Source organism: Streptococcus sp. 29892 (assembly GCF_032594935.1).
Lineage (GTDB): Bacteria > Bacillota > Bacilli > Lactobacillales > Streptococcaceae > Streptococcus > Streptococcus hyiners.
Genome location: NZ_CP118734.1, coordinates 945,567 through 965,122, shown reverse-complemented (window position 1 = coordinate 965,122; position 19,556 = coordinate 945,567). Strand labels below are relative to the sequence as shown.

At 41.7% G+C, this 19,556-nt stretch carries 19 protein-coding genes; 5 read left to right on the top strand and 14 right to left on the bottom strand.

Annotated features, from left to right (window positions below):
• Positions 1-65 precede the first annotated feature (65 nt).
• The 3 genes from pyrF to PW220_RS04860 all read right to left on the bottom strand — a co-directional run bounded on the left by pyrF (position 66) and on the right by PW220_RS04860 (position 2,655).
• On the bottom strand, positions 66-764 hold the full coding sequence (gene pyrF, locus PW220_RS04870) for an orotidine-5'-phosphate decarboxylase (protein ID WP_248054294.1): 699 nt from the start codon (positions 762-764) through the stop codon (positions 66-68).
• Between the two features lie 166 nt (positions 765-930).
• Positions 931-1,872, bottom strand: a complete 942-nt coding sequence (locus PW220_RS04865; protein ID WP_248054296.1) for a dihydroorotate dehydrogenase — start codon at positions 1,870-1,872, stop codon at positions 931-933.
• Between the two features lie 9 nt (positions 1,873-1,881).
• A complete protein-coding gene (locus tag PW220_RS04860; protein WP_248054297.1) occupies positions 1,882-2,655 on the bottom strand; it encodes a dihydroorotate dehydrogenase electron transfer subunit in 774 nt (257 codons plus the stop codon).
• A 208-nt stretch (positions 2,656-2,863) separates the two neighbouring features.
• Here PW220_RS04860 and PW220_RS04855 point away from each other — a divergent pair, with 208 nt between their 5' ends.
• The 5 genes from PW220_RS04855 to glgB all read left to right on the top strand — a co-directional run bounded on the left by PW220_RS04855 (position 2,864) and on the right by glgB (position 9,556).
• Positions 2,864-3,775: a LysR family transcriptional regulator gene (locus PW220_RS04855; protein ID WP_172049982.1), complete on the top strand. Its 912-nt coding sequence runs from the start codon at positions 2,864-2,866 to the stop codon at positions 3,773-3,775.
• Between the two features lie 164 nt (positions 3,776-3,939).
• Positions 3,940-5,067, top strand: coding sequence for a glucose-1-phosphate adenylyltransferase (locus PW220_RS04850; protein ID WP_248054299.1), 1,128 nt, complete (start codon positions 3,940-3,942; stop codon positions 5,065-5,067).
• Between the two features lie 12 nt (positions 5,068-5,079).
• Positions 5,080-6,195, top strand: a complete 1,116-nt coding sequence (gene glgD / locus PW220_RS04845; RefSeq protein WP_248044572.1) for a glucose-1-phosphate adenylyltransferase subunit GlgD — start codon at positions 5,080-5,082, stop codon at positions 6,193-6,195.
• Between the two features lie 8 nt (positions 6,196-6,203).
• The gene (gene glgA, locus PW220_RS04840) at positions 6,204-7,649 is read left to right on the top strand and encodes a glycogen synthase GlgA (protein WP_248054301.1); all 1,446 of its coding nucleotides are present in this window, start codon (positions 6,204-6,206) and stop codon (positions 7,647-7,649) included.
• Between the two features lie 68 nt (positions 7,650-7,717).
• A complete protein-coding gene (gene glgB / locus PW220_RS04835) occupies positions 7,718-9,556 on the top strand; it encodes a 1,4-alpha-glucan branching protein GlgB (RefSeq protein WP_248054303.1) in 1,839 nt (612 codons plus the stop codon).
• Between the two features lie 83 nt (positions 9,557-9,639).
• Here glgB and PW220_RS04830 read toward each other — a convergent pair whose 3' ends face one another.
• The 11 genes from PW220_RS04830 to PW220_RS04780 all read right to left on the bottom strand — a co-directional run bounded on the left by PW220_RS04830 (position 9,640) and on the right by PW220_RS04780 (position 19,546).
• Entirely contained in the window at positions 9,640-10,449 is an 810-nt protein-coding gene (locus PW220_RS04830; protein WP_248044575.1) for a transporter substrate-binding domain-containing protein, read from the bottom strand.
• A gap of 239 nt (positions 10,450-10,688) precedes the next feature.
• Positions 10,689-11,879, bottom strand: a complete 1,191-nt coding sequence (locus PW220_RS04825) for an acetate/propionate family kinase (RefSeq protein WP_248054305.1) — start codon at positions 11,877-11,879, stop codon at positions 10,689-10,691.
• Positions 11,880-11,921: 42 nt separating this feature from the next.
• Positions 11,922-12,644: an MIP/aquaporin family protein gene (locus PW220_RS04820; protein WP_024380875.1), complete on the bottom strand. Its 723-nt coding sequence runs from the start codon at positions 12,642-12,644 to the stop codon at positions 11,922-11,924.
• Between the two features lie 21 nt (positions 12,645-12,665).
• Positions 12,666-13,160, bottom strand: a complete 495-nt coding sequence (locus PW220_RS04815) for a GlcG/HbpS family heme-binding protein (RefSeq protein WP_105117781.1) — start codon at positions 13,158-13,160, stop codon at positions 12,666-12,668.
• A 23-nt stretch (positions 13,161-13,183) separates the two neighbouring features.
• On the bottom strand, positions 13,184-13,564 hold the full coding sequence (locus PW220_RS04810) for a glycerol dehydratase reactivase beta/small subunit family protein (RefSeq protein WP_248054307.1): 381 nt from the start codon (positions 13,562-13,564) through the stop codon (positions 13,184-13,186).
• Positions 13,545-15,398 carry a diol dehydratase reactivase subunit alpha gene (locus PW220_RS04805; RefSeq protein WP_248054309.1) on the bottom strand — a complete coding sequence of 618 codons (1,854 nt, stop codon included), beginning with the start codon at positions 15,396-15,398 and terminating at the stop codon, positions 13,545-13,547. The genes PW220_RS04810 and PW220_RS04805 overlap by 20 nt, the downstream gene beginning before the upstream one ends.
• Positions 15,399-15,425: 27 nt before the next feature.
• Positions 15,426-15,887, bottom strand: coding sequence for a diol dehydratase small subunit (locus PW220_RS04800; protein ID WP_392339006.1), 462 nt, complete (start codon positions 15,885-15,887; stop codon positions 15,426-15,428).
• A gap of 69 nt (positions 15,888-15,956) precedes the next feature.
• Complete coding sequence (locus PW220_RS04795) at positions 15,957-16,622, bottom strand: propanediol/glycerol family dehydratase medium subunit (RefSeq protein ID WP_024380880.1); 666 nt, start codon at positions 16,620-16,622, stop codon at positions 15,957-15,959.
• Positions 16,623-16,634: 12 nt separating this feature from the next.
• Entirely contained in the window at positions 16,635-18,296 is a 1,662-nt protein-coding gene (locus PW220_RS04790) for a propanediol/glycerol family dehydratase large subunit (RefSeq protein WP_024380881.1), read from the bottom strand.
• A gap of 19 nt (positions 18,297-18,315) precedes the next feature.
• Positions 18,316-19,017, bottom strand: coding sequence for a propanediol utilization microcompartment protein PduB (pduB, locus tag PW220_RS04785; protein ID WP_024380882.1), 702 nt, complete (start codon positions 19,015-19,017; stop codon positions 18,316-18,318).
• A gap of 76 nt (positions 19,018-19,093) precedes the next feature.
• Positions 19,094-19,546 carry a cupin domain-containing protein gene (locus PW220_RS04780; protein ID WP_248054311.1) on the bottom strand — a complete coding sequence of 151 codons (453 nt, stop codon included), beginning with the start codon at positions 19,544-19,546 and terminating at the stop codon, positions 19,094-19,096.
• Positions 19,547-19,556: the final 10 nt, after the last annotated feature.

The window sequence follows — 19,556 nt, the reverse complement described above, 5'->3', positions numbered from 1 at the left end:
GTAAAGAATTTCAAACCTATTTCGCCAAACAGATTTGTACATGTTTATCTATAGAATTTCTATTTCTAGGAATGCTGTGCCCATTCCTCCTTAATAGCCAGATAGGCCTGGTAAGGATTTTCAGCTCGTGTAACGGGACGACCAACCACGATATAGTTACTTCCAATTCTGGCTGCCTCAGCCGGTGTCATAACTCGTTTTTGATCACCTAGATCGTCCCCAGCTGGTCGAATACCTGGTGTCAAGCAGACAAAATCCGACCTCGTAGCACCTTTAATCAATGCAACTTCATGTGCTGAACAAACGACTCCGTCAAGACCAGCTTGTGCCGCCTTTTGCGCATAGTGAACAACCGCATCCTGCAAACTGGTCTGGATATTTTGGTCAGCTCGCATTTGCTCTTCAGAAGTAGAGGTCAGCTGAGTGACTGCAATCAATACAGCCTCTGAACCTAATCCTCTGCGGGCAGCCTTCATCATCTCAACCCCACCTGCAGCGTGAACATTAGTCATATCCACACCTAGTTTTGCCAGAACCCGCATGGCGGATTCGACTGTATTGGGAATGTCGTGCAATTTTATATCTAGAAAAATGCTGTGTCCGCAGTCTTTTAGATAAGAAATAATGCTCGGACCTTCTGCATAGTAGAGTTCCATTCCCACTTTCACATACAGTTTTTCATGGGCTGGGAATTGTTCCAGGAAGGACTGAACTTCTCCCTTACTCGCAAAGTCTAAGGCGATAATTGGACGTTTCTCTTTCATAAATTCCTTTCCAAATCGACACAAAAACCCTGCCAGATTGGACAGGGAGGTAGACGAAATCAGCCTGAAAATCAACTTTCAAGCTATATTATGCTACCTTTTCAGCCTCTCTGGACTTGGTTAAAGGACGATGTTACTCTAATAATACTATTTTATTTTATTTTTGTCAACGCTTACCCAAGCTTTCTCTAACTTCTTGGCGTAAATTTTCTAAGGTGTCAATCCCATAAACATCCATACGTTTTGGTAAATCCTTGATAATGGTTGGACAGGCAAATGGGTCTGTAAAGTTGGCCGTTCCAACCCCAATGGCTGAAGCTCCAGCAATCATCATCTCTAAAGCCTTGTCAGCCGAATTCACACCACCCATGCCGATGATTGGTAGCTTGGTCATCTGTGCCACCTGACGAATGAGTTTTAGGGCAACTGGAAAGACCGCTGGACCTGACATTCCTCCTGTACCATTTGCCAAGATTGGCTGGCGATTTTTAAGATTGAAACGCATACCAACCAAGGTGTTAATCATAGTCAAACCGCTGGCACCAGCATCTTCAGCCGCCTTTGCCAAGAGGGTAATATCTGCCACACTCGGTGTTAATTTGACATAGACAGGCACAGAGGAAGCTTCTACCGCAGCCTTTACAGCATCGTAGGCCAATTCTGGCACCTGTCCAATCAGCAATCCATTGTTGCCATGGTCCACGTTTGGACAGGAAATATTTAGTTCAATGGCTTTTACATTTGGAGCTTGTGAAATTTTCCCTGACACATAGGCATATTCTTCATTGGAAAAACCTGCCACATTGGCAATGATGGGCAAGTCTGGGAAATGCTGCGCTAGCCATGGCAACTTTTCAGATAAGACCGCCTCAACACCCGGATTTTGAAGTCCAATAGCATTGAGCATACCTGCCGGTGTCTCGGCCACACGGGGAGTCGCATTGCCATAACGAGGATACCGAGTAGTAGCCTTAATCATAATGGAGCCCAACTGGTTGAGGTCATAATAGTCCGCATACTCCTGACCAAAACCAAAGCAACCAGAGGCTGGAATGATTGGATTTTTCAAGTCCAAGCCTGGCAAGGAAATGGCTAATCGTTTCTTCATCTCAACCTCCTATAACATCAGACTGCCGGTCGTAAAGACTGGACCTTCTTTGCAGACACGCTTATTCTCGTGTTCTTGTCCCTGCTTTGGTTTGACAACACAGGCATAGCAAGCCCCCATTCCGCAAGCCATGCGCGCCTCAAGGGAGATGTAGGCATGAGGATGATCCTGAAAGCGTTGATCAACATAGTTCATCATAGCAGGTGCTCCACAGGAATAAATGGCTGCATAGCCGTCTGTTAACTGTTCAACCACACTTGCCACCGTTCCTTTTTGTCCGTAGGAACCGTCATCCGTTGTGACATAGACCTGACCGAATTGGGCTAATTCTTCTTCCAAAATGACTGCCTCTTTTGTGGCGAAGCCAATGACTGACGTGACTTTGGCGCCACGTTTCGCAGCCTGTTTGGCTACTTCCACCAGGGGTGGAACACCGATGCCCCCTCCAATAATGAGAATATGGTCACCTGCTGTAAGAAAGTCCACTTCAAAACCTTTCCCAAGCGGTCCCATGACATCTAAATGTTGTCCGACAGTCATCTTAGAAAAGACTTCCGTACCCTGACCTTCCACTCGATAAATGAGCCTGCATTGAGAGTTGACCTTATCAATCTCGGAAATAGAAATTGGTCTTCTCAAAAGCATGGAATCATCAGGAACACGAATATGGACAAACTGCCCCATCTTCATATCCTGGACCATCTCCCCCTGTAAGGTCATAGCAAAAATACGTGGGGCAAGTTGGACTTGTTCAACAAGCAACATTTGTTCTTTTAAAATCATCTTTTCTCCTATTCTATGCAAATGCAGAAAACAAGAAAGTCGATATAAGAGAAAAACCTTGCTGGCTAGCAAGGTTACACGAAAAGAAGGCAGTATCTGCCCTATTTATCACGTTCCCTTCTTCGCCTCTCTGGACTCAGTTAAAGGATATATTTTCAGCATTATACATTTTTTAGAATTATTTGTCAAATCATGATACAATAGAGATATGAGAATTCAACAATTATACTATATTATTAAAATCGCAGAAACTGGCAGTATGAACGAGGCTGCCAAACAACTCTTCATCACTCAGCCCAGTCTTTCCAATGCCGTACGCGACTTGGAAAAGGAACTTAGCATCAAGATCTTCTTCCGCAATTCCAAGGGGATTACCCTGACCAAGGATGGTATTGAATTTCTTTCCTACGCCCGCCAGATCGTTGAACAGACGGAACTCCTCGAGGATCGTTATAAAAATCCAAGTGCTAAACGCCAACTCTTCAGCGTATCTTCCCAACATTACGCCTTTGTAGTTAATGCCTTCGTGTCCCTCTTAAAAGATACGGACTTGGAAGATTATGAGCTCTTTCTAAGGGAAACACGGACCTGGGAAATCATTGATGACGTCAAAAACTTCCGTTCAGAGATAGGCGTGCTTTTCCTTAATCACTTCAACCGTGATGTTCTCTTAAAACTGCTAGACGATAATCGTCTATCCTACACCCATCTTTTTACTGCCAAGCCCCACGTTTTTGTCAGCAAGACAAATCCACTGGCACAGAAGAAATCGATAACTTTGGACGAATTAGCTGATTTCCCTTATCTTAGCTACGAGCAAGGTATCCACAACTCCTTCTATTTTGCTGAAGAAATATTGGCACAAGAGCACCACAAGAAATCGATTGTCGTTTCTGACCGTGCTACCCTTTTTAATCTACTGATTGGTCTAGATGGCTATACCATTGCAACCGGTATCCTCAATTCTAATCTCAATGGAGATAACATTGTTTCAATTCCTTTAGAATTTGATGATAAAATAGAATTGGTCTATATCCAGCATGAAAAAGCTATGCTATCAGACATGGGCGAAAAATTTATTAACCACCTTCTGGAAGAAGTTAAATTTGGCAAGAAGTAAATACAGATTTATATAGACAAATCCAAAAACAATATGTTATAATATATTCATGAAAGCTTTCTGAAAAGAAAATTGAAATATTTCAATTTTTGTCTAGGAAACGCTTTCATTTTTTTTATATCTATGTTATAATTTGCTTATAATATATATTAAGGAGTGGTTAGATGGCTCAAAATAAAATGTTAGCTATGATTCTTGCTGGTGGACGTGGAACACGTCTAGAAGGTTTGACCAAGAAAGTCGCTAAACCAGCGGTCGCATTTGGAGGAAAATATCGTATTATCGATTTCCCTCTCAGTAACTGTGCCAACTCAGGTATCGATATTGTCGGAGTTTTGACCCAATATGAACCTGTCCTCTTGAACTCTTACGTTGCTCAATCACAACGTTGGGGCTTGGATGTGCAAGGTTCTGGTGTCTTTGTCCTTCCTCCAAGTGAGAAGATTGAAGGCTTTGGTCTGTACAAAGGTACTGCTGATGCTATTACACAAAACATCGATTTCATTGATTTGAACGATCCTGAATATGTCTTGATTTTGTCAGGTGACCACATCTACAAGATGAACTACGACAAGCTCCTTGATACCCACATTCAGAAAAAAGCCGACGCAACTATTGCTGTTATTGAAGTGCCAATTAAAGAAGCTTCTCGCTTTGGTATCATGAATACGGATGAGGACTACCGTATCGAAGAATTTGAAGAAAAACCTGCAAATCCTAAGAGCAACTTGGCATCCATGGGTATCTATATCTTCACTTGGAAGACCTTGAAAAAGTATCTCCAAGAGGATGATAAATCTGAAACATCTTCACACGACTTTGGTCATGACATCATTCCTAAATACTTGGAAGACGGTCGTACCCTTATCGCCCATCCATTCCGTGGCTACTGGAAGGACGTTGGTACTGTGAACAGCCTTTGGGAATCAAACATGGACTTGATTGACCACGCAGGTGACTTGGATCTTTCAGACCGTTCATGGAGAATTTACTCAGAAGACAAGGGCTCTCCAGCTCAAGTAATCGGTGCTACCGCAACTGTTAAGTCAGCCTACATTGACAAAGGGGCTATCATTGACGGCTATGTAGAACACTCTGTTATTTCAACTGATGTTCAGGTTCATAAAGAAGCTGTTGTGAAAAACTCCGTCCTTCTTCCTGGTGCTGTCATCGGTGAGGGAGTTGAGCTAGACTATGTCATCGTTGCTGAAAACATTAAGATTGCGGATGGAACCAAACTCTCTGGTGACGCTGATAATATCCTCTTGATCGATAAGAATGTAACCAAGTAAGAAAGGACTGCTATGTTAAGAAATACTCTAGGAATTGTAAATATTGAAGGAAACAATGTACACTTTGGTGACGTAATGGAACATCGTGGCGTACAAGCCTTTGGTTTTTTGGGACGCTATCGACTAATTGACTTCGTTCTATCAAACATGTCAAACTCAGGTATTACAGAGTTCCAAGTTTATATGCCTGTTCGTATGCGCTCAACTATCCAGCACGTTGGTACAGGTAAACACTACAACATCAACAGTAAACGTGGCTCTCTTCGTTTGCTCAACAGTGTGACAGATCCAAACTCTGTTTATCAACATGATATCAATGCCTTTTCTGACAACCTTCATTTCATTGAAAATTCAACCAAAGAATATGTGTTGATTGCACCTTCTTACTTCATCTACAGCCAAGATTTTACCAACGTCATGGAAGAGCATGAGAAAACAGGGGCGGATATTACAGTTCTCTACAAGAATATCACCGATGCTAAAGAAAACTTCATCGGTTGCCAAACCCTGAAATTTGACGATAACAAACGTGTCGTTGCTTTTGAAGAAAACCACGGCAAGTACAAAAACCGTCCTGTTTCATTAGAAGCTTACATCATGAAACGCACGACCTTTATCGAGTTGATCAAACGTGCCAACAAGGTTTCATCACTCTATTGGTTGAAAGATATTCTTCGTGATACAGTGGATCAATACAAAATCATGGGCTATGCACACCGTGACTTTGTAGCTTGTATCAACAATGTGGAATCTTTCTTCAAAACACAGATTGATTTGATTGACCGTGATACTCGTAAACTTCTTTTCAAGAATGACTGGCCAATTCATACGCAAACAAGCGATTCTTCACCTACTCTCTATGGCCCTCTGGCAGAAGTCAAACGTAGCCTAATTGCCAACGGTGCCAACATCAATGGTCAGGTAGAAAACTCCGTCATTGACCGTGATGTGATTATTGAAGAAGGGGTTGTCGTTAAAAACTCTATCATTCTCAATGGTGTAACTATCAAGAACGGTACTACCATTGAAAATGCCATCATTGACAAGTCGACAAAGATTGTTCATTCTACAGATATTAAGGGCAGTGAAGCAAATCCAGCCTACATCAAAGCACATCAAATCATCTAGGAGAAATCATGACAAGAAAATCTGTTCTCTTTGTTGCATCTGAAGGACTTCCATTCATCAAGACTGGTGGTTTGGCCGATGTTATCGGATCCTTGCCAAAAGAATTGGTAAAACAGGGGTTGGATGTCCGTGTGGTTCTACCACTCTATAAGAAAATTGCTATCAATAACCATGCTGATTTTGACTATGTGTCCAGTTTTGATGTTCGTGCAGGCGACATTCAGTCCATGGCTAATGTTTACAGCCAAGTAATCGATGGTGTTACTTTCTATTTCATTGAACACCGTGATTTCTTTGAGCGAGATGAGCTTTATGGCTATGACGATGATGCTATGCGTTTCGGATTTTTCCAGCATGCAACCTGTCGTCTATTGGAAGCCTTGGATTTCTTCCCAGATGTCATTCATACACATGACTGGCATACTGCTGCACTTCCATTCCTCTGCCGTACTTTCTACAGCTACCGTGAGGAATTCCGTGCTATCAAGCATGTCTTCACCATCCATAATCTAGCTTTCCAAGGCATTTTCCATAAACAAGCCCTTTGGTCTGCTCTGGGAATGGACTACAGCTACTACTTAGATGGGATTGCTCGTTTCCATGACGAGTGCATTTCCTTTATGAAATTGGGTATCTTGTATGCTGACAAGGTCACAACTGTTTCAGATACCTATGCGCGTGAAATTTTGACCGAAGAATTTGGCGAAAATATGCAACACGTCCTAGAGCTTCGCAAGCATGATTTGGTCGGTATTGTCAATGGGATTGATTACGATAGCTGGGACAGTCAGACAGACCACTATCTTGTGAAGAACTATAACCTTGAAACAATCGGAGATAAGAAAGCCAATAAATTGGCTTTACAAGCGCAATTCGGACTTCCACAGGATGAACATGTCCTGATGATTGGTATCGTTTCTCGTTTGACCTGGCAGAAAGGCTTCTACCTCTTGACTGAGGTACTCAGCCATCTTCTTCAAGCCCATGTCCAATTTGTTATCTTGGGGAATGGTGAAGCGGATGTTGAAAATGCCTTTAACCATTTCAAACATGCCTATCCTGAAAAATTTGCCTTCTACCGTGGCTATAATGAACCGCTTGCCCACCAAATTTATGCAGCAAGTGACCTTTTCCTCATGCCATCTATGTTTGAACCATGTGGTATCAGCCAGTTAATTTCTATGCACTATGGTACACTTCCATTGGTTCGTGAAACAGGTGGTTTGGTAGATACGGTGACACCTTATCATATTGACAGCAAAGAAGGTACCGGCTTTACATTTGGTGGTCGGGATGCCTACAATATGCGTCAAGTCTATGATTTGGCTCTACAGACCTACTATGACCGTCCAGAAGACTGGTACACTATGGTCAAACAGGCCATGGAACGTGATTTCAGTTGGACTGCTTCTGCTGAAAAATACATCTGGCTCTACCGTGAAATCAGTGGCTAGATAAGATTTGTAACAAACTGAAGGGGAGTGCGACCAAGGTCCACTCCTTTTCCACAAGGGAGATTGCTATGACAGAATTTACTGATTTGGATTTATACTATATGAATTCCGGTGAGCATACTACTCTTTATGAAAAAATGGGTGCTCATTTGGTGAAGGAGCGCAATAAAATCCTTGGCACTCAATTCCGTGTCTATGCTCCAAATGCTAGAGAAGTTTTCTTGGTTGGAAACTTTAATGACTGGCAACGAACCCATCCCCTACAGCATGAAATTGACGGTGTATATCAGCTTTATGTTGAAGGTTTGAAATCTTTCGAGGACTACAAGTATGTGATTATCACCCACGATGGTCGGGAAATCTACAAGGCTGATCCTTATGCATTTTTCAGCCAAGAACGTCCCAATACTGCCTCTACAACCTACAATCCGCGATACAAGTTTAAAGACGATCTTTGGATGTACCATCGCGTCGATTACGATTTCAAGGAGCAACCTGTTTCTATCTATGAAGTTCACTTGGGTTCCTGGAAACAGAAATTTGTCAATAAAAATGAGGGTGGTGCACCACTAGAAGCCTTTTATAACTATAAGGAAATTGCTCCGCTTCTCATTGAACACGTCAAGGAAAATAACTACACTCACATTGAACTCTTGCCAATCACTGAGCATCCGCTAGATGCATCTTGGGGCTATCAGGTTACAGGTTATTACAGCCCTACCAGTCGCTATGGCAAGCCAGATGAACTCAAGTATTTGGTTGACCAATGTCACCAGGCTGGAATTGGGGTCATTCTGGATTGGGTTCCACTTCATTTCTGTAAGGATGCCCATGGTCTTTATCAGTTTGACGGTAGTTGGCTATATGAATATCCGAATGAGCAAGACCGCGAAAATCACCAGTGGGGAACAGCAAACTTTGATTTAGGTAAGGGCTTGACGCGTTCTTTCCTTCTATCTAATCTCAAATACTGGTTGGAAAACTTCCATTTTGACGGCATTCGGGTGGATGCCCTGTCCTACCTGCTCTACTGGCGTGGGGAAACGGAAGATGACAAGATTAACCATGGGGCGATTGATTTTATCAAGCGTGTCAATGCCATGGTTCACACCGACTATAAGGGTGTCATGATGATTGCGGAAGATTCATCAAGTTATCCTAAAGTCACCCATCCTCTTGAAGAAGGTGGTATCGGTTTTGATATGAAATGGGATTTGGGCTGGATGAATGATACCTTGAAATTTGTTGAACGTCCGTCCGTCTATCGTAAATACCATTCAAATGAAATCACTTTCGGCATGTACTACAACCAGAATGAACAATTTCTCTTGCCATTGTCCCATGATGAAGTGGTTCATGGAAAACTATCTATCATTGATAAAATGAATGGAGATTACGAAGACAAGTTTCATTTGGCACGTGTTTACTACAGCTTCTATTTTGCTCATCCAGGTAAGAAATTACTCTTTATGGGCAATGAATGGGGCCACATCCGTGAATGGCATGAATACACTGAAATGGATTGGAATTTACTAACTTATCCAACTCACTCTAGTTTCTACCAGATGATGAAGACCCTGTCTACTTTCTATCGCGAACATGACGCTTTTTGGAAGTATGATTATCAAGCCTACGATAAAGGATTTAAGTGGGTGAAAATTGATAGCGAAGCTAGTCTATATGCCTTTTCACGCATGAGTGATGACCAAGAAATCTTGACCATTCATAATTTTAACGACCAAGAATTATTTGACGTCCACTTGGATTTGCCTACTGATAGCGAATACAAACTGGTCTTCTCTTCTAATGCCATTCCAATGGAAACATTCAGCCTCTATCCAGATGAAAATGGGGCTACAATAACCGTTCCACGCTTGACAAGTTTCTATCTAGAACGGGTGAAATAAAAGCATGTAAGAATGGAGTTCAAAAACTTCATTCTTTTTTGCATGAAAAAACAACCACCGTTTCCGATGATTGTTTGTCTGACTTATTCAACAGCTGTATAGGTTGCTGCTTTTTCAAGGAAGGTATCAAATTCGCCACTTGCTTTTACTTCTGCAATTACCTTGTCAATTTCAGTTTTTAAATCTGCACTTCCTTTTGGAAGGGCGATAACTTTTGAGTTCTCATCAATGGTTGGAAACTGTGCTGATGCAATAGCAAGGTCACTGTTTTGTGAAACATAACCTGCCGCAACTGGTGAATCCATCAAGACAGCTTCTACCTTACCTGTCTTCAATTCATTAACCGCTTCACCCATTTGTGTCAATGAAATAATTTTTGCATCTGCCATTTTTTCTTTAGCATAGGTTTCTTGGGTAGAACCTTTTTGAACAGCCAAGGATTTTCCTGCAAGAGCATCAACACTTGAGATGGTTTCAGCATTTTCTTTCTTAACAAGTAGGACGTCAGCGATTTGGTAATAGCTTTCTGAGAAGTCAAAAACTTTTGCACGTTCTTCAGAGTAAGATAGACCAGCGATTGCAATGTCAGCCTTGCCAGATTGGACACTGTTCAAAACGTTGTCAAAGCTCATGGCTGATACTTCCAACTTCACACCGAGCTCATCCGCAATTTTTTGTGCCAGCATAATATCTGCTCCAACAACTTCGTTTTTGCCATCAACAAGCGTTTGGAATTCAAATGGTGCATAGTCAGGACTTGTCGCTACAACCAAGGTTCCTTTTTCTTTAATTTTCTCGAGTGTTGATTGGCTTGAAGATGAGCTAGTTGAAGAACAAGCTGCTAGTGTAAATCCAGCTAACAAGGTAGCTGCTAAAGTAAATAGTTTTTTCATTTTTTATCCTCTTTTTCCTTCTTTATTGAAACGATGTCATTTTTCCTAATGAATCATCGGACCTTGAAAGTAATTTTCTCCATATTTTCTTCCTCTTTTCAAAAGATATATCTAGTATATAGTAATTTTATACACTTGTCAACAATTATTTTGTATTTTTATGCGATTTTTTTATTTTTTATTCAAACAAAAAAATTCTAGCCCTTTCATTAGGGCTAGAATGGAGGAAATATGTAATTTTATGAGATCAATTCCATTGTATCTCTTGCAATCATTAGTTCTTCATTGGTTGGAAGCACAAATAACTTGATACTGGAATCGTCTTTACTAATCAGTTTTTTACTACTTTCATTTGCTTCATGATCAAGTTTCACACCGAAAACAGAAAGTTTTTCTGCGACTTTCTCACGTATCAATCTGGAATTTTCACCTATTCCTGCTGTGAAAACAATGGCATCTGCTCCACCTAAATCTACCATATAGGTCGCAATGGTATGAGCAATTCGATTGGTAAACATTTCAATTGCTGTGATGGCTTGAGAATAGCCTTTATGATACGCTTCCTCGATATCTCGCAAATCATTACTAATTTCGGAAACAGCTAATAGTCCAGACTCTTTATTCAGAATGGCTGTGATTTGACTAGGGGTCAAGCCTTCTTCTTCCATTAGGAAAGGAAGAATGGCTGGGTCAATATCACCACTTCGGGAGCCCATCATCAGCCCTGCTAAAGGAGTGAAGCCCATGGAAGTATTGATGGATTGTTGCCCCTTAATGGCACAGATACTTGCTCCATTGCCAAGATGACAACTGATGACCTTCAACTGATCCGTATCAAGAGCTTGCTGTCTATATACTTCCTTGGTAATTAAAGAAATGTATTTATGGCTGGTGCCATGGAAACCGTATTTGCGTAAACGGTATTTGTCATAATACTTTCTAGGTAGAGGGTAAAGGTAGTATTCCTCGCTTAAGGTTTGATGAAAGGCTGTATCAAAAACTGCCACATTTGGAGTATTTGGCAAAAGCTCCTTGAAGGCTTTAATAACCTCTAAGTTTGCTGGATTATGACTTGGAGCTAAGAAGGACAATTCATCAATCTTTGTCAAGACACTTTCGTCAACCAAAGCCGATGCCTTAAAATAATCACCACCATGGGCCACACGATGCCCAATTCCAGCAATATCTGCTAAAGATTGTATAATACCTTTTTCATCTAATCTTTTTAATAGATAGTTTACTGCCTCTTTATAACTTGAAAGAACTAGTTTTTCTGTCTCCTTTTGTCCTTGGTAAACCAAAGTAAATGCCGATTCCGGTTCTCCAATTCTTTCAAATATACCTTTAGCGATGATTTCCTCAGCAGGCATGGCTAATAATTGAAATTTTAAAGATGAACTACCAGCATTGATTGCAAAAATTTTCCTCATTACTCGTCCTTTCTTTAATCACATTTTACAATGAGAGAGGGATTAGCCCATTCCCAAGGCTTTAAATACGAATACAGCTAGAGTTGCACCGACAGTTGGTGCTACAATTGGAATCCAAGCATAGCCCCAATTCGCTCCGCCCTTATTTGGAATAGGTAAGAGGGCATAGGCCAAACGAGGACCGAAATCACGCGCAGGGTTGATGGCATAACCCGTTGTTGAACCAAATGAAAGACCGATGGCCATAACTAGGAAAGCAACTACAACAGGAGCAAGACCTACTGCAAAACCTGCAGTATTCATCAATAACAAAACGAAAATGAAGAAGAAGGTCGCGATTACTTCACTCAAGAAGTTAAAGGTTGTGTTTGGAATAGCTGGACCAGTGGCAAAAATACCGACTGAATTCCCTTCCTCAGCTGTTGTTGCTTGGAAATGTGGATAGTAATGCAAAACAACGATTGCTGCACCAGTAAAGGCACCGAGAATTTGTGCAATGATGTAACCTGCCACCATACTCCAGTCAAACAAGCCACCTAAGGCAAAAGCGATTGTGACTGCGGGATTTAGGTGCCCACCTGTTTCAAAGAAGCCCGCCACATAAACACCGCACATTACGGCAAAGCCCCAGGCAAAGATTACAGTTAGGAAACTAGGGGACATATTTTTGGATAGGGCGTGTTTTAAACTAATTGAGGATCCGAAGCCTGTACCAAAGGCTATCAGAACCATTGTTCCTAAAAATTCACCAATGTATTTCTCCATCGTGAGAATCTCCTTCTAATATTATTTTAGATTTATTTCTTCAATTGCATACTCGGCAATTGTTTGATCTTCTATGGCGTTGCCGCCACTGATACCAATTGCTCCGATAATCCGTCCCTTGGAATAAATAGGAATTCCACCTGCTAAACTAACAATCTGACCTTCTGACATTGTTTCTAGTTGAAAGAGCCAATGGTTGGGTTTTGTTAATAGAGCTAGGTCTTTTGACTGCATTTTCATGCCAACAGCTGTGTAGGCTTTTTTATAGGCCATATCGTAGCTAACCAAAAGGGAATCTTCCATGCGATAGGATAGGATTACATGAGCACCTGCATCCACCAGGGTAATCACAACAGGTACTTTCAATTCCTGTGCTTTTTCTCTGGCACGATTTACAATATCAAAAGCTAGGTCATAGAGATTTATGCTGTGTAAATCATCTTTTTTTTCTAAGAGCTCTTGACATTTTTGAATGATTCTTTGAAGCAGGATTTCATCGATTTGATTTTGTGTCATCTTTTCTCTCCGATTACCTATTTCTAAAAGGATGTTTCCAAGGCAGAATCCTGTATCAATGGAGTTCCTTTAACAAGTTTAGCTGCATTAGTCCCTAAAATCCTTAAGACACGATTAGACTGGTTTGGATAGTCACTTAAACGATAGAAAAACTGTTCCGTTTGTAAATTTCGATAATGGAGAACAATTTCTCTTTCATTGATAGCTAAACCAACCGAGAGTGGTGAGGACTGAGCAGCTTGATGGGCCAGAGAAACGATACTTTCCGAAGAAAGTTCTATAGTTTCTTTTAAAAATGGAATTCCTTCTTCCTCCATACCAAGCTCTAACTGAGTCAACTTGTCTTCAGGCACCTTTCCCAACTTGTAAATAAGAATAACTGGCTTAGTTGCTTGATAGAACATAAGCATCACCCCACTCTTCTTTACAGTATGAAAGTACCAAACCTGTTGCTACTGCATTTCTTGGTCCAGAAGCTCCTCGGATATTTCCTCGACCTGCCACGATATTGCTCTGAGATAGGGCATCGGTTATCAACTGCGGTACTTCAAAGTCTAAGGCTGAACCACCTACTATAACCACAAATGGAATGTCCCTGATGTCCTGCGTCGGACTGACTGTCTTTAAGGCCCGAATGGCATTGGTCACAAAGACTCTTTCTTTGGCTGTCTGGCGAACAATCTTGATTTTTTCGATAGAATAGTCTGTGTCAAGAGGTACTAATTCTCCGGTGTCTTTGACGATGACTACTCGGGCAAATAAATCTCCGCTCAAAGGCTTGTCAAAGAATTGGACACTACCATCCTCGTGACGAATATGGAAAATACTTTCTACCTTGGCAAGGGGGTATTTTTTAATATCCTCTGCCAAATGCCTATCTTCAAGACCTAACTCCGTATTGATGAGCATGGTGACCATATCACCAGCACCAGCTAGGTGAACAGCTTGGATATCCCCTTTTTGGTTAATAATGGAGGCATCTGTGGAACCAGCCCCAAGGTCTAGAATAGCCATTGGTTGACTAGTACCTGGTGTTGTTAAAGCTCCAAGAATAGCTGAGTGGGCCTCAGCTCCCCCGATTTCAACAGGGACACCCAATTCCTTTTCAACTTCCTGAGCAATAAGGGACATCTGTAATCTGTCAGAGTTAACCATGGAGGCAATTCCAACGGCCTGCTCCATTGAAAATTCTCCGGCAAGACCGCCTTTTACGGTGATAGGAGCAAAAGTATCCACTGCCAGAATATCCTGAATCTTAATCTGATCCAGTTGTTTCTCAGTTAAATTTGCCATGGTAAGCCGGACTTTCTCAAGCATACCACCCACATTTGTGCCTGCTTCACCCAGAACATTTTCGATATGTTGAATACGGGAAACATGGTCCATAATGGCTTCTGCACCTTTTGAAATATCCACGCTGGTGTTCTGTTGCTGACCAATAATCTTGATAGTCCCTGCAGGAATTGTCCTTGCTTGAACATCTCCTTTTGGTGTTTTGATGACAACGGCTGAACGATTTCCAATCAGGGCACGGGCAATCGGAACGACCTGCTTAGTATCTTGTGCATCAAGCTGAAAGACCGTCGCAATACCATAAGGATTGGAGAGTTGGGAAATAACTTTACCAACTTCTGCAACCTCAACCGCCGCCAACATTCCTAAAGGCACCTTATCTATATAGGAAATTTCATCTACAATCGGTATCTTTTTCTCCAAGCGATTATTAACTAAGACACCGTCATCAGCCTGCAAGACTGCACCGACAATCTTATATCCTCTTGAAACATAGGCATTGATAAGTTGAGCAACTGCATCAAAATCCACTTGCTTAGAAGCCACAACGATATAGCTATCTGTCATTGGCTTATTGATCAAGTCCAAGATGTCAACGGTATAACCAACCCCCAACCCAAGTCCACCTGGTGTCCTTGGGTTGTGGCCAATCATGGTAGATTCTGTAATGACAGTTTCCGTAATGGTTTCCATAGCAACATCTCCAATTACGGGAGTTGCTTCATTGATACGGATTAAAGAAATATCTTTGATACTAAGATTGGTTGGTTCTAAGAGTAATTTCAGGGACTGATATATGCCATGAACATTTTCTTTTGTTCCCTTGATACCAGTTGTATCTGCAATCGCAGAGGACAGAAACTGGACGGTTCCATTATCGTATAGCTGAGCTAAGGCAGACTCAGTTGATGAATTTCCAATGTCAATACCGATAATATACTTCATTCCTTCTTCCTCCTTTCGATTTTCAGATTAGTTATCACCTTTTAGTTTCTTACGGCGTTCATAGTGTTCTGCTGCTTCACGGACAAATCCTGAACAGATTTTCGCGCCATAGACATTTTCAAGTTCATTTGCGATGTCTAATAGTTCTTGCTTAGAAGAACGGTACGGACGAAGGGCATTATAGATTTCCAATACACGTTCATCTGGTACCTTGGTCAATTCTGCCGCGCGTGAGAAATTGTATTCGATAGCTTCACGACCTGCATTACGTGCGATTTCACCTTGTTTTAAGAGGATTTCTGGCTTAATCCGCAAGTCTTTTGAAGTGATACTACCATTGACAATATTTTCCAAGGTAATGTCTTCAAATTTCTTGTTATCACCAACAACAATCCAGTCTGGGTGTTTTTGTGCAATCGGATAGTCTGCTGCAGTAGCTTCTGTACCTTTTGGTAGACCACTGGTTACAGGTTTGTCGTGTCCATTCATCTCTTCTAAGATTTTTCTTACTAATAGTTCTACTGATTCACTCATTTCGATTTCTCCTTGAAGATTTTCTTAAATCAATTCAATTTCATCAGCTGGACGACCTTTTTCAACAAGCTTGGTTTCTTTGATATGAAGCAAGGCTGAATAGGCTTGGTACTTAGGACGAGCCATTTGGTCATTCAAGGTTGGAACTGGGTTTGGTGTTTCACCTTTGGCATATTTAGCAGCATTTTTACCAATTAAACGATAGGTATCAGCTGTCAAGAGTGGTGCTTGTGGGAAGAGTTCTAGGTTACTCAATGGTGGTAAATCTCTTTGGTGAATAACTGTTGTTCCCTTAGACTGAATACCGATTGAAATGCCTGAACCAGATAGGTGGTCGCCTTCTACTGCCACAAAGGCAACGTCTGATGAGCGATAAACCTTGACAACACGCGCTTTCAGCCCTTCTTCTTCAATACCTGCAATCACTTGTCGTAACACTTCGGTATGAGGGATATCAACCATGGTCTTGGTTTGTTGTGTGCCAAAAGCAGGACCAACTGCAATAACCACTTCATCAACAGATTGACTTGGTTTGGCAACGCCAATGGTGCGAACAACAGCCTTTTCTGGCAGGACTTCTTTCTTGGTAGTTGTAGTAGTTTGAGTTGCAGGAGTAGGATTTGTCAGGCCAACTTCCTTGATTACTTCTGCAATAATGGAACGTAGTACGTCCTCATTGATGGTTGTCATAATGATTACCTCCTAGATATCACGTGGATCAATGGCATTTGGAATGTTCTTCACTTTTTCCCACTCTTCTCCAACCAGACGGTGACCTGTGCCGACACCGACATAGTCATTTGGTGAGTTGATTGCAGAGATAACATTCCAATTGCGGTCAAAGATTGCTGATGTTTGCAAGAAATCTCCAGCAACACGTTGTTTGAAGAGATTTACAAGCTCATTGGCAACATCTGGGAAACCATTATTGGCAAGGGCTTTAATGAGGTCTACGCCTTGTACACCGCGTTCTAAGAGATTAACAGCTGCCTTGATGTCTTCAACCTTGTCACGCTCTGGCATATCTTTTGAACCATGGGCGTAGGTAGCTGCTTCAACTTCCTCATCTGTAATAGCTGGTAAACCAAGACCTTTGAAGAGGGCTTGCATAACTTTGGCTGCTTTACGGCGAACTTGAACAACTTCCTCTTCGCGAGCTGGACGCAAACCACCATCAACACGCAAGTCACGTTGCAAGATATTATAATCATCGTAGTCTTCTGCATCCCAGTTAGAGCCAGCAAACATATTGTCGTAGTTTGGTGTAGAAGAGTAACCTGAGTTAATAAAGTCTGTACCTGGTGCCAATTGCATCAAGGTGCGGACAGAGCGACGAAGGTCTGAGTGAGTAAAGGTTTGGTCATTTGAAGAAGCACATTCCAAGTCAAGCATGGTAGCAATCAAGTTTTCAGCAATGACTGCACGGATACCACTTGGAACGGCCGCAGGAATACCGATACAAGATACAGAACCGTTTTGGGTACCTTGTACACCAGCTGCTTTTGTAATATACAAGCAACGAGCTTCAAGATAGAGCATGGATTTGCCTTCTGCTTGCCCCATCTGCACTTCGGCACCAGTACCTGATGTGAAACGCATCTTCAGACCACGAGAAGCATAGGCAGATGCCAAGAAGGCTTTAGACCACGGAGTATCGTCACCGTCTGTAAAGACATCTTCAGTACCATAAACAGAAATGGTTTCAGCGTAGGCTGTAAATCCTCTCATACCAAGGTCCAGCTCAGTTGCTTCTTCCAGGGCACATTGGGTCAATACGCCTGGACGACCAACTTGAGAACCAATCATAATCCCTAGGGCGTTGAATGGGGCGTAGCGAGCAACCGCAACTGTTGTTTCTTGCTCTGCAAATCCACGAAGGGCACCTTCTGCCGCATCCGCTGCAATTTGAACAGGGTTATCGTTTACGTTAGTAACGTGTGATTGAGTAGCTGTCTGTTTGCGGGTACGCATTTTCTGAACAGCCATCATAATTTCAACTACGTTCATGTGGCTGACAACTTCAACAATTTTAGCTGGAGTCATAGCCTTGGTCAATTTAACAATTTCAGAACGAGGTACAGAAGGAGTCAAAATCATATTGGCAATTTCTTTCGAGTCCATCTTCACTACTTCTTCTGCATGAGCCAAATCAATACCGTAGTTTGCAATAAACTGATCAATCAAGTCAAATTCTTCTTTTGGCTTCCCATCCAATTCAACCACTTTACCATTGACAATTTTGATACTTGGTTTTGGATCGTTGGGGCTTTCCATTGCAATAAGACCTTCTTCAACCCACTCTGTTACAAATCCGTCTTGGTTGATTGGGCGGTTACTTAATGCCTCAAAACGTTTTGATTTCATATTTCTTTCTCCCTATCTATCAGATGTATGAAGGTTGAGAGTTAACTGGAGTATCACCAAGCGTACCTAATAATTCTTTACCGATTTCACGTGCAGAAATCACAGCTTGACGAACAGCACCAGAATCACCACTGATGAAGAGAATGGTTTCATTTGAATTACTTGTTCCATTTCCTGGAGAAGCATATCCGATTACATCAACATCTGCAGCTTTTACAGCTGTATCAGCCATTACAACACCAATTGCTGCTGGTGCACCTACAATGAGACCAAAGGCACGACCAACTTCTGCACCGAAAGCCGCTTGACAAGCATGGCTAGCACGAGCAGTATATTGCAATTCGATATGCCCTGCTTCATTGGCATAGACATCACCGAATGTACGAGCAATATCACCAAGAGTTACTTCTACCGCCCGTTTCACGTCTGAAACATCATCACCACCAAAGATAATCAAGCTACCGTGACCAGCACCACCTTTGGTATCACGTGGTAATTCAATTTTAACAATTTCTGTGTTGGTTGCTTTTACTGCTTCATCTGCAGCCATAATGTGAGGACCAGCACCAGTACGAGCACCTACCACACCAAGTGAACGGTAAGATTTTTCCAACTTCATCGCACTGAGTACTTGTTGATCGACATTTGCAATCACCAATCCAATAGTATCACCAATAGGGTTTGAACCAATAAATTCGGTAACATTACATTTGTTTGCCATAATAATCTTCCTCTATTTTTTTGTTTTCATTTACATCGCCTAATGCGATAACGCTTACATTTTGTTTTAAAAATTTTTATTGATTTTGCCAATCCGCAGGATAGGTTACATAGATAAACCTTGCCATATCTTTGACAGAAAATTGAATATCACTTCCCTTAGGAATAAAGAGAATTTCACCAGGACCCGCGGTCATCACCTCATTGCCAGTAATAATATCCAATTGTCCTTCAATGACATAATCCACTTCATCATAGTCAAGATGCCATGGGAATGTTGTTTTTTCCATTGTCATTAAGCCAAGTCCCAGACGAGGACTTTCTTCCAAAGTTAGGAGGTCACGGGTATAGACCACATCCTTGCTATTGCCTGTGTCTAAACGATCCTCAGGTCTAACCTCAATATGAGGCAGGCTTAGTGAAATAATACCTGTCGAACTAGACTTTTTAAAGGCATCTCCAGCTACAAAACTTTCTAATAAAATTTTTCTAACCAGTTCTTCTATCTGGCTACGATTGATGTCACTCATAAAGTCCTCC

Excerpts from the sequence above, each read along its gene's own strand:
- pyrF (WP_248054294.1), bottom strand. The coding sequence starts at position 764 with ATGAAAGAGAAACGTCCAATTATCGCCTTAGACTTTGCGAGTAAGGGA.
- PW220_RS04865 (WP_248054296.1), bottom strand. The coding sequence starts at position 1,872 with ATGAAGAAACGATTAGCCATTTCCTTGCCAGGCTTGGACTTGAAAAAT.
- PW220_RS04860 (WP_248054297.1), bottom strand. The coding sequence starts at position 2,655 with ATGATTTTAAAAGAACAAATGTTGCTTGTTGAACAAGTCCAACTTGCC.
- PW220_RS04855 (WP_172049982.1), top strand. The coding sequence starts at position 2,864 with ATGAGAATTCAACAATTATACTATATTATTAAAATCGCAGAAACTGGC.
- PW220_RS04850 (WP_248054299.1), top strand. The coding sequence starts at position 3,940 with ATGGCTCAAAATAAAATGTTAGCTATGATTCTTGCTGGTGGACGTGGA.
- glgD (WP_248044572.1), top strand. The coding sequence starts at position 5,080 with ATGTTAAGAAATACTCTAGGAATTGTAAATATTGAAGGAAACAATGTA.
- glgA (WP_248054301.1), top strand. The coding sequence starts at position 6,204 with ATGACAAGAAAATCTGTTCTCTTTGTTGCATCTGAAGGACTTCCATTC.
- glgB (WP_248054303.1), top strand. The coding sequence starts at position 7,718 with ATGACAGAATTTACTGATTTGGATTTATACTATATGAATTCCGGTGAG.
- PW220_RS04830 (WP_248044575.1), bottom strand. The coding sequence starts at position 10,449 with ATGAAAAAACTATTTACTTTAGCAGCTACCTTGTTAGCTGGATTTACA.
- PW220_RS04825 (WP_248054305.1), bottom strand. The coding sequence starts at position 11,879 with ATGAGGAAAATTTTTGCAATCAATGCTGGTAGTTCATCTTTAAAATTT.
- PW220_RS04820 (WP_024380875.1), bottom strand. The coding sequence starts at position 12,644 with ATGGAGAAATACATTGGTGAATTTTTAGGAACAATGGTTCTGATAGCC.
- PW220_RS04815 (WP_105117781.1), bottom strand. The coding sequence starts at position 13,160 with ATGACACAAAATCAAATCGATGAAATCCTGCTTCAAAGAATCATTCAA.
- PW220_RS04810 (WP_248054307.1), bottom strand. The coding sequence starts at position 13,564 with ATGTTCTATCAAGCAACTAAGCCAGTTATTCTTATTTACAAGTTGGGA.
- PW220_RS04805 (WP_248054309.1), bottom strand. The coding sequence starts at position 15,398 with ATGAAGTATATTATCGGTATTGACATTGGAAATTCATCAACTGAGTCT.
- PW220_RS04800 (WP_392339006.1), bottom strand. The coding sequence starts at position 15,887 with ATGAATGGACACGACAAACCTGTAACCAGTGGTCTACCAAAAGGTACA.
- PW220_RS04795 (WP_024380880.1), bottom strand. The coding sequence starts at position 16,622 with ATGACAACCATCAATGAGGACGTACTACGTTCCATTATTGCAGAAGTA.
- PW220_RS04790 (WP_024380881.1), bottom strand. The coding sequence starts at position 18,296 with ATGAAATCAAAACGTTTTGAGGCATTAAGTAACCGCCCAATCAACCAA.
- pduB (WP_024380882.1), bottom strand. The coding sequence starts at position 19,017 with ATGGCAAACAAATGTAATGTTACCGAATTTATTGGTTCAAACCCTATT.
- PW220_RS04780 (WP_248054311.1), bottom strand. The coding sequence starts at position 19,546 with ATGAGTGACATCAATCGTAGCCAGATAGAAGAACTGGTTAGAAAAATT.